This window comes from Streptomyces sp. SID3343 (genome assembly GCF_009865215.1).
Classification (GTDB): Bacteria; Actinomycetota; Actinomycetes; order Streptomycetales; family Streptomycetaceae; genus Embleya.
In genome coordinates this window covers 1-3,329 of sequence record NZ_WWJX01000513.1, presented here as the reverse complement: position 1 = coordinate 3,329, position 3,329 = coordinate 1, and the positions used below count along the sequence as shown (strand labels likewise).

Sequence of the window (3,329 nt, the reverse complement as noted above, 5' to 3'; positions counted from 1 at the left end):
GGAGCGGCGGCCGGACAGGACGCCGAGGCCGCGCTCGACGGCCCAAGCGACGCCTTCGGCACTGCCGGTGCCGAGCCATACGCGCTCGCGCAGCGTCGGCGCGGCCGGGACGAGGTCGGAACCCGCGAGCAGGTCGAGTACCGCGTCCACGGTGTCGTGCAGGCGAGCGTGGCGTTCACTGTGCGCGACCCCGAACGCCGCGAAGGTCGACGGGTCGGCGCCCGCGCCCAGACCCAGTTCGAGCCGGCCGCCGCTGAGCGCGTCGAGTACGGCGGCGTCCTCCGCCAGCCGGATCGGGTGCTCCACCGAGCCCACGATCACCGCCGTGCCGAGCCGGATCCGGGTGGTGCGCTCGGCGATCGCGGCGAGCAGAACGAACGGCGACGGCAACAGCGCGCCCTGCGCACCCAGGTGGTGTTGCGCGAGCCAGAACGAGTCGTAGCCGAACTCCTCGGCGGCGACCGCGAGTTCGATCGTCTCTCGATAGGTGGCACGAGCGTCGCCGGCCCCGGTCACGTGGGTCAGGAAGCCGAGCCGCATGCAACAACCCTTCCGGGGTCCGTTTCGTACCGATCCCGAAGAGCCTAGGCAGCGGCCCCGCCCCCACCGGAACCGGCCTCACGAACCCCGGCCCCCCGAACCCGGCCGCACCCACGCACTCACGAACCCGACCGCACCCCCGAACCCGAACGCACCCACGCACCCGCGCACCCGCGTACCCGCAAGCGCAACCCGCGCGACATCCCACCCGGTCCTCGCCCACCCATACCCCCGGGAACTCGATTCCCGCACAGCCCGACTACCTCTGCGGACCACGGTCGCCGACGGCCCTGGACAGAGAGAGAACCCACATGCGCGCCAAACGTTGGATCGTCACGGCCCTGCTCGCGGCCACGTGCCTGACCGGGTGCGGATCGAGCGACAACTCCTCGAACGGCAAGACCGCGAACGGCGAGAACGCGAACAGCAAGAACGCGAGCGACAGGGACCCGTCCCCCGCAAACAACGCGGCACCCACCCCGCAGACTCCCGCGAGCGGCCCGACCACCTACCCGCTCACCGTCGAGAACTGCGGGAAGCAGTACACCTACCCCAAGGCCCCCTCCCGCGTCGTCGTGATGAACGGGGGCTCCGTCGCCGAGGTGACCTCGCTCCTGGCGCTCGGCCTCGGCGACCGCGTCGTCGCCAACACGCAGGACTACGGCGCGTCCGACGAGCCGGGCAGGGCCGAGGCGATCGCCGCGCTGCCCAACGGCGGGATCAAACTCAACGAGATGATGGACATCCCGCGCGAGTCGATGCTCGGCCTTCGGCCCGATTTCGTGATCTCCACCTACGGCGGTGGCTTCGACTCCGCGTCCGGCTTCGCGACTCGCGCCGACCTGACCGCGATCGGCGCGAACTCCTATGTACCCAGGGCCACGTGCGGCGGACCGGGATCGATCGACGGCACCCAGACCATCGAGGACAGTTACGCGCTCCTGCGCGACCTCGGCCGGATCTTCGACGTCACCGACCGCGCCGAGAAGCTGATCGCCGAGTCCCGGCAAAAGATCGCCGTCACGGTCACCAAGGTCGCGGGCCGCCCCGCGCCCAGGGTCATGCTGATCATCCCCGGCATGACGATGGGCACGTCCGACTTCACCTCGATCGGCGCCAACGGCATCTGGAACGACATCATTCACCAGGCGGGCGGCACCAACGCGTTCGCGGGCACGACGAAGGAGATCTTCGCCAATCTGAGCAAGGAGCAGGTCGCCGCCGCGAAGGTGGACGCGGTGATCGTCGTGCAGTACCAGGACCCGAACCCGCAGGCGGCGGCCGACAAGCTGTTCGCCCGGTTCCCGCAGTGGGAGGCGTCGCGGAACAAGCGCTACGTGGTGCTGTCCGACTCCGCCTACCTCGGCCCCGACAACGCGACGGCGGTCGACAGGACCGCCAGGATGCTGCACCCCGATGCCTTCTGACGCCGCAGCGCCGACCACCGCCGCCGAGCCTGGCAAGCCCGCCGAATCGGCGGACCCGAGCGGCTCGCGAACCCGGGCTGCCCCTCTGCACGCCGTGCCCCTCCTCCCCTGCGTCGCCGTGCTCGCCGTCGCCCTGGTCGCGATGATGCTGATCGCCGCCGGCATCGGCTCGGTGGACGTCCCCGTCGCGGACACGTGGCGCATCGTCGGCGGCCACGCAACCGGGCGGCGGGAGGGCCTGGATCCGGTCCTGGACCAGATCATCTGGCAGTACCGCGTCCCGCGCGTGCTGCTCGCCGCGCTCGCCGGCGCGGGGCTGGCGGTCGCGGGGGTGGTCCTGCAAGCACTGGTCGCCAACCCGCTCGCCGACCCCTACGTCCTGGGCGTGTCGTCGGGGGCGTCGTTCGGGGCCGTGCTCGTGATCACCGGCGGCGCGGCGGCGGCCGGCGGCCTGGGCGTGTCGGCGGCGGCATTCGCGGGGGCCGCCGCGGCCACCGTCCTGGTGTTCGCGCTCGGTCTGCGTCGCGGGCGGATCGCGCCGATGCGGCTGCTGCTCGCGGGAGTCGCGGTCGGCTACGTCCTGACCGCGGCGACCGGGTACGTCCAACTGCGCGCCACGCCCAACGAGATGCGTCAGGTGATGTTCTGGATGCTCGGCTCGGTCGCGGGCGCCCGCTGGGACCAGTTGCAGGTCGTCGGCGTCGTGGTCCCGGCCGCCACCGCGCTGTTGCTGCTGTACGGGCGCCGGCTCAACGCGATGGTCACCGGCGACGAGCAGGCGACCGCGCTCGGCGTGGACGTGCACCGCATGCGCGCGTGCCTGCTCGCGGTGTCCGCGCTGCTGACCGGGACGGTGATCGCGGTGACCGGCGGGGTGGGCTTCGTCGGGTTGATGATCCCGCACATCGTCCGGCTCGGCTTCGGCGCCGACCATCGACGGGTACTGCCGCTCGCCGCGCTCGTGGGCGCGCTCTACCTGGTCGCGGTCGACCTCGCGTCGCGCACTCTCGACTCGCCCAACGAGTTCCCGTTGGGCATCTTCACGGCGGCCGTGGGCGCGCCGTTCTTTCTGTGGTTGCTGCGCCGGGGCCGGGCCGGGGAGGACGCGTGAGGCTGACGGTCGCGGGCGTGCGGGTCGCGCTCGACGGGACACCGGTCCTGCGGGACGTGGACCTGGCGGTGGCGGCGGGCGACTTCGTCGGCCTGGTCGGCCCCAACGGCAGCGGCAAGTCGACGCTGCTTCGCACCGTGTACCGCTCGCTGCGCCCGGACGCGGGCGTGGTCCGCCTCGGCGACGACGACGTGTGGACGCTGTCCGCGCGCACCGCCGCGCGCCGCACCGCCGCCGTGCTCCAGGACGGC

At 72.4% G+C, this 3,329-nt stretch carries 4 protein-coding genes; 3 read left to right on the top strand and 1 reads right to left on the bottom strand.

Features of this window, described 5'->3' with window-relative positions; all coding sequences use genetic code 11:
- Positions 1-540 (bottom strand): LLM class flavin-dependent oxidoreductase (locus GT354_RS16250; protein WP_161357028.1); only part of this gene is annotated, 540 nt, incomplete at its 3' end.
- Positions 541-851: 311 nt separating this feature from the next.
- On the opposite strand from GT354_RS16250, the gene GT354_RS16245 reads away from it, so the two are divergent.
- The 3 genes from GT354_RS16245 to GT354_RS16235 form a co-directional block, all read left to right on the top strand.
- Positions 852-1,967, top strand: a complete 1,116-nt coding sequence (locus GT354_RS16245) for an ABC transporter substrate-binding protein (RefSeq protein WP_161357027.1) — start codon at positions 852-854, stop codon at positions 1,965-1,967.
- Positions 1,968-2,112: 145 nt separating this feature from the next.
- A complete protein-coding gene (locus tag GT354_RS16240) occupies positions 2,113-3,078 on the top strand; it encodes an iron ABC transporter permease (RefSeq protein WP_161357029.1) in 966 nt (321 codons plus the stop codon).
- Positions 3,075-3,329: ABC transporter ATP-binding protein (locus GT354_RS16235; RefSeq protein WP_161357026.1), on the top strand; the 255-nt coding region annotated here is incomplete at its 3' end. The genes GT354_RS16240 and GT354_RS16235, both read left to right, overlap by 4 nt.

Bases quoted from the DNA above. Each gene is read 5' to 3' on its own strand.
- GT354_RS16245 (WP_161357027.1), top strand. From the start codon at position 852: ATGCGCGCCAAACGTTGGATCGTCACGGCCCTGCTCGCGGCCACGTGC.
- GT354_RS16240 (WP_161357029.1), top strand. From the start codon at position 2,113: ATGCTGATCGCCGCCGGCATCGGCTCGGTGGACGTCCCCGTCGCGGAC.